Annotated in this window: 4 protein-coding genes and 2 pseudogenes; 3 read left to right on the top strand and 3 right to left on the bottom strand. The window is 70.7% G+C overall.

Features of this window, described 5'->3' with window-relative positions:
* Positions 1 to 542: 542 nt before the first annotated feature.
* Positions 543 to 1,193: pseudogene (locus tag ACWC9T_RS40425) on the bottom strand (transposase domain-containing protein); the annotation flags it as partial.
* A gap of 301 nt (positions 1,194 to 1,494) precedes the next feature.
* Here ACWC9T_RS40425 and ACWC9T_RS40420 point away from each other — a divergent pair.
* A pseudogene (locus tag ACWC9T_RS40420) lies at positions 1,495 to 2,250 on the top strand (nitrate reductase subunit alpha); the annotation flags it as partial.
* Complete coding sequence (locus tag ACWC9T_RS40415) at positions 2,230 to 3,288, top strand: tellurite resistance/C4-dicarboxylate transporter family protein (protein WP_449826030.1); 1,059 nt, start codon at positions 2,230 to 2,232, stop codon at positions 3,286 to 3,288. The pseudogene ACWC9T_RS40420 and the gene ACWC9T_RS40415, both read left to right, overlap by 21 nt.
* A gap of 107 nt (positions 3,289 to 3,395) precedes the next feature.
* Here the strand turns inward: ACWC9T_RS40415 and ACWC9T_RS40410 are convergent, their stop codons facing one another.
* A complete protein-coding gene (locus ACWC9T_RS40410) occupies positions 3,396 to 4,463 on the bottom strand; it encodes a YeiH family protein (RefSeq protein WP_449826029.1) in 1,068 nt (355 codons plus the stop codon).
* 70 nt (positions 4,464 to 4,533) lie between these two features.
* Here ACWC9T_RS40410 and ACWC9T_RS40405 point away from each other — a divergent pair, with 70 nt between their 5' ends.
* The gene (locus tag ACWC9T_RS40405; RefSeq protein WP_449826028.1) at positions 4,534 to 5,469 is read left to right on the top strand and encodes a LysR family transcriptional regulator; all 936 of its coding nucleotides are present in this window, start codon (positions 4,534 to 4,536) and stop codon (positions 5,467 to 5,469) included.
* Between the two features lie 16 nt (positions 5,470 to 5,485).
* Here the strand turns inward: ACWC9T_RS40405 and ACWC9T_RS40400 are convergent.
* Positions 5,486 to 5,765 (bottom strand): hypothetical protein (locus tag ACWC9T_RS40400; RefSeq protein ID WP_449826027.1); only part of this gene is annotated, 280 nt, incomplete at its 5' end.

Here is a 5,765-nt window from a genome sequence, read left to right as displayed (position 1 = left end):
GAACACGTCTGACCCCACCGGTCGGTGAGCAACGTCAACGGGCGACGCGCTGAAACGCGTTCCGCCAGGCGTGGGTGCGTTCGACCTGCCACCGTAGGCTCGCCCGGCGAGCTTCAGAAGATCAAGATCCTCTGATCACGGCGATCCTCCACTGCAGCCCCGGCGGTTCCGCCGGGGCTGCAGTGTGGTGCGGCGAAGCCGCCACCACCTGAACCTGCAAGGATCCCCACTTCCAGACGGGACCCACCGTCGGGTTCGACCATCGACGTCTCCCGGAATCCACGAACCCGCTGAGACGTTAAGTCCGCCGGGCCCGCTTGGACCCGGCGACCGGGGTGCTCGGCATCCTCGGCCGCTCCGACTCGCTGGTCGTCGTCGGGGGGCTGAAGGTGGACCTCACCGAGGTCGAGGCTGCCCTGAGCCTCGATGATGCGCACGGTCAGCAGGACGGGCAGGACGCCGTAGCCGATCCTCGCCAGATAGGAACCGTCTGCGAGGTGCCCGGCGGGGGTGGGGACGCGGCGGGCGGAGGAGCGCACCAGGAACTGTGCACCGGTGGCCGTCACGTCGCGCAGGAACTCACCTCCGTCGAAGGCCGCGTCGGCCAACAGCAGCATCGAGGTGTCCAGTGCGTCCAACAAGCGGTTTGTATAGGTGAGTTCGCCGTCTGATTCGGGGCCGAACGCGGCGGCGATCAAGGCGCGGGTGCCGCACTCGATCAGGACCAGCAGCCGCAGCAGCGGGTAGCCGAACTCCATCCCCTCACCGATCCGCTTTGGGTAGCGCCAGACGAGCGCCTCGTCGTCGGGTGTGTGCAGCAGGGTGCCGTCCACGGCCACGGTGCGCAGGCCGCGATAGAACACACCCGTCTGTCCGGGACGGGCGACGGGGCCGGCCAGCGTCTCGAACAGGAGCCGCAGCGGCGCGGCCCCTATCCGCCGTCGGGCCCGCGACAGCGAGGAGATGGCCGGTCGCACCAGGGGCAGGCCCTCCAACCCGGCTACCAGCTTGCCCCAGACGCCTCGGTAGGAGTCGTGTTCGAACAGGGCCAGCGCGAGGACGAAGTAGACCACCACCCGCGAGGGCAACAACCGCAGGCGTCGCTCCCGTGTCCCGGTCTCCTCCAGCACGGCGTCCACCAGGGAGAAGTCCACGATTTGGGTCAACTCGCCCAGGTGGCCGGGTGCGTACACACCCCCGGCTGTCTCGATCGTGCGCGTGATGACAGACTTCTCCTGCAACGGGACTCCCGGTGATCGTCTTGCTCAGCACAAGTTGATCTATCAGGACGTCCCGTTGCGTCATTCAACAGGGCTTGACGTGCAGCTCAGGACCCAAACGCAACGGTGTTGAGCTCCAGGGGGGGCTCGTGATCTCGAAGGACGACATCAGGGCGATCCTGGCCGAGGGCACCGACCTCGGCCCGCCCGAGCAGTTCCCGGACGACGCGGAGCTGGTGATGGACTCGTTCACCCTGATCGTCCTCCAGCACGGACTGAGCCGGTGCCGGGGAAGACCATGCCGAAGCTGGTCGTGGTGGAGCGCGACTACGCGGCCGCGGCCGAGAAGATGGCCGCGATCGGCCTTTTGCTGGACATGCTCGGCACGACCGCCAAGGACCTGACCTGGACACCGGACCGGGAGATCGACTACCTGCGGGCCCGCAACGGCACGGTGCGCGGCGGCGTCGGCGACGGGCGGCCCTCGATCGCCCGCGACGACCAGTTCTGCGAGGCGATCCTGGCCCTGTCCGGCACCACCAACGGCAGCCTAGCCGTCGCCTCGCTGCGCGCGCTGGAAGAGCGCACCGGCGTGGAACTGGCGGACCTGGCCGAGGAGCGCTGCGGTGACCGGATCACCTTCGAGGACACCCGCACCCAGCCGCGCGCCGTCATCACCTCCGCGGAGTGGTCCGGCACCGAGTCGGGCGGGCGCCGCTACTCCCCGTTCACCGTCAACGTCGAACGTCTCAAGCCCTGGCACACGCTGACCGGCCGGCAGCACTTCTTCCTCGACCACGACTGGATGGCCGAGTTCGGCGAGCAGCTGCCCGTTTACCGGCCGCCGCTGAACATGCTCGCGCACGTCGGCGACCCCACCCGCACCTTCGGCAGGCAGCCCGAGATCGTGGTGCGCTACCTGACCCCGCACTCGAAGTGGTCGATCCACTCCGAGTACCAGGAGAACCTGCACATGCTCACGCTCTTCCGCGGCGGCCCGGTGATCTGGATGAGCCCCAGGGACGCCGAGACGCATGCAAGCCGTCGGCTCGCTCGTGGCCGGCCTCAGTCCTGGCTCGTTCGCCTTCGTGATGGCCACCGGAATCGTCTCCACTGCGCTCGATCGCGGGGCCACCCGAACGGTGTCGGCGGCGCTGCTCGTGATCGGCCTGATCGGTTACCTGCTTCTGCTCGCGGCGTCGGCCTGGCGGCTGCTGGCCTGGCCACGGCGACTGGTCGCGGATCTGGTCGGCCCGCGCGGCTTCGCCTCGCTCACCGTGGTGGCGGCCTCCTGCGTCCTGTCGGCCCGGCTGGCAGCCGACGGCCCCGGACAGTGGCAGCCGTGCTGCTGGCCGTCGGCGAGGCCGGCTGGCTGCTGCTCGGCTACGGGATCCCGCTCGCGATGATCGCCTCGACCAGTCGTCGGCCCTGCCTCGGCCAGGTGAACGGAACCTGGTTCATCTGGGCGGTCGGCACGCAGTCGGTTGCCGTCGCCTGCGCCGCACTCGACCGGCTCACCCCGCACGTCTGGCTCGCCGTGCTCGCGTCGGTGTGCTGGGCGATCGGAATCGTCCAGCACCTGCTGACCGCCGCGCTGGTCCTGGCCCGGCTGCTGGTGCACCCGGTGGGACCCGATGACCTGATCCCGCCGTACTGGGTCTTCATGGGCGCGGCGGCGATCAGCGTGCTCGCCGGCTCGGGCCTGCTCGCGCTGCCGCCGACGCAGCGCCTGCTGCCGGGCCAGGTGACCGAGGGACTGTGTCTGATGCTCTGGGCCTTCTGCACGTGGCTCATCCCGCTGCTGATCGGGCTCGGCGTGTGGCGGCATGTCCTGCGCCGTGTCCCGCTGCGCTATGAGACGGGCCTGTGGAGCCTGGTCTTCCCGGTGGGCATGTACGGATTCGCCACCCGCCAGTTGGGCCATGCGACCGGCACCTCGTGGCTGACCGCGATCGGAGCCGGTGAAGCCTGGGTCGCCCTGGCGGTATGGGCGCTGGTGTTCCTGGCCATGCTCGCCAGCGCGATCCGCGCCTGGGCCGCCGGGCGATCGCACCACTGGCTACCTTGACCGTCCGCGTTATGGCAGTCCGTTTCAACAGCGGAGTTCCGTGTTGAGGATTGCCCATCCGCCCCGTGCCCGAACTGAAACGGCGCTGCAACTGGCCGCGACCAGCGCTATCGGGCGCCGGTCGCGGCCTGGAGCGCCAGGCTGGTCACCGACACGATCACCCAGAGGCAGGCGCCGAGCAGGAGCGGCCGCGGACCGGCGCGCCGCAGGCCGGCGAGGTCGGTCGACAGGCCGATGGCGGAGAGCGCGGTGGTGATGAGGAAGACCGAGACTTCGCTGAGCGCGCGGTGGCTCGCCGCCGGCACCAGGCCGGCCGTGTTGGCGGTGGCCACCAGCAGGAAGCCCACCAGGAACCAGGGCACCAGCCTGCACAGTCCCACCTTGCGGCCGGCGGTGGGGGATGCGGCCGAGCTGCGCCGGCGGCGTTCGGCCAGGGCGGCGAGGCCAAAGCAGATCGGGATGATCAATAGGGTGCGGGTGAGCTTGACCACGACGGCGTAGTCGGTGGCGGCGGGGCCGTAGGTGGTGGCGGCCGCCACCACGGAGGACATGTCGTTGACCGCGGTCCCGGCGAACAGGCCGAAGGCGTGCTGGCTCAGACCCAGCAGATGTCCCAGGGCCGGGAAGGTGAGTACGGCGGCGATGTTGAACAGGAAGATGGTGGAGATCGCGTAGGCCACTTCCGCGCCGGCGGCGCCGATGACCGGCGTGACGGCGGCGATCGCGGAGGCACCGCAGATGCCGGTGCCGACTCCGATCAGCGTCCGCAGGTCCGCCACGATGCCCAGTCGGCGGCCGATGACGTACGCGGCGGTGAGGCAGACGGTCAGCGAGCCGACCATCACGGGCAGCGACCCCAGGCCGACCCTGACGATCTCGGTCAGCGACAGCTGGGCGCCGAGCAGAACGACCGATAGCTGCAGGACGAACTTGCCGGCCGTGGTGATCCCCGGTCGCAATGACGCCCCGGGTCTGACCAGGGTGGCGATCAGGATACCGATGAGGATGCCGGTGACCGGGCCGCCGACCAGCGGGAGCAGCCGTCCCAGGACGGTGGCGAGCGCCGCGATGCCCAGGGCGAGCGCCAGGCCGGGGATCTTCCCGCCGAGCGCGGACCACCGGGATTTCGGGCAGGTGGCGGCCGGGTCAGGCCTGTCCACGATGTGAGCTGTCATGCTTCGATCCTGGTTTCCGGGATCCAACCGTGGTAGCTGCCGATCACCGATGGATGCATAAACTGGCGTTATGCCCTTGCCCAACCGAGTCAGTGACCTGACCGCCTACGACCTGCTGCTCTCCGTGGCCCGGCTCGGCAGTATCGGGGCGGCCGCACGCGCCCACGAAATCAGCCAGCCCGCCGCCAGCACGCGACTGAGCATGCTCGAGCGGCACCTGGGCGTAGCCCTGCTGGAGCGCTCGGCCCGCGGCTGCCGACTCACCACCGAGGGCGCACTCGTCGCGGACTGGGCGCGCACCGCCGTGGACGCCGCCGCCACGCTGGAGGCCGGCATCACCTCACTGCGCAGCAGCAGCGACAGCCGGCTCCCGGTGGCCGCCAGCCTCACCATCGCCGAATACCTGCTACCGCGCTGGCTGGCCGCGCTGCACGCCACGGCACCGGGCACCTCGGTGGCCCTGGCCACCGGAAACTCGGACGACATGGCGACCGCGGTACTCACCGGCGCCGCCCAGGTCGGCTTCATCGAGGGCCCGGACGTCCCCGACGGCCTGGCCAGCCGGGTGGTGGCCCGGGACGAGCTGACCGTGGTCGTGGCGCCCGGTCACCCGTGGGCCCGGCGGCGCTCCGGCATCACCCCGGTGGAACTGGCCGCCGCCGCACTGGTCAGCCGGGAGCACGGCTCCGGCACCCGCCGCCACCTCGAACGCGCGCTGGCCGCGCCGAGCGGCATGGAGTTGGCGTGTCCGCTGCTGGAACTGTCCTCGACGACCGCGATCAAGGCGGCCGTAATCGAGGGGGTCGGGCCCGCCGTGCTCAGCTCACTGGCTGTCGCGGGCGAACTCGCGGCCGGCAGCCTGGCCCGGGTGCCCGTCCCGGACCTCGATCTCGGCCGGGCACTGCGGGTCATCCACCTCAAGGGCCGCTCCCTGGCCGGCCCGGCCCAGACCCTGGCCGCGATCGCCATCCGCGCCATCAAGCCCGGCCGCCCGGCCCGCCGCTGAACCTGGATCCCCGATGTCACGGGCGGTCGACGCCGTTGATCAGCCCTTCCACCCGATTCGCGTCGACCGCGGTGTGGGGACCGGCGGACGCGGGCAACGGGTCCGACACGACACGGGGGATCACCCCCTTCGTGCCGCGCCCAGGACGGCGTTCCGGCCGGGGGAACGGCACGCCACACTGCGTCCGGCCCAGTAGCTGGGGGGCGAGAGGAGACCATGCGGTGTCACTGGACAGCTTCGCCTCCCGCGGCACGGTCTCGGCCGCTGGCTCCTCCTGGTCGGCTTTCCGCCTCGAC

The sequence above is a fragment of the Kitasatospora sp. NPDC001159 genome (assembly GCF_053598235.1).
The sequence above is the reverse complement of the archived record's forward strand: the minus strand, read 5'-3'. Positions and strand labels throughout refer to the sequence as shown.

Coding starts and splice junctions, on each gene's coding strand:
- ACWC9T_RS40415 (WP_449826030.1), top strand. CDS start 2,230: ATGAGCCCCAGGGACGCCGAGACGCATGCAAGCCGTCGGCTCGCTCGT.
- ACWC9T_RS40405 (WP_449826028.1), top strand. CDS start 4,534: ATGCCCTTGCCCAACCGAGTCAGTGACCTGACCGCCTACGACCTGCTG.
- ACWC9T_RS40410 (WP_449826029.1), bottom strand. CDS start 4,463: ATGACAGCTCACATCGTGGACAGGCCTGACCCGGCCGCCACCTGCCCG.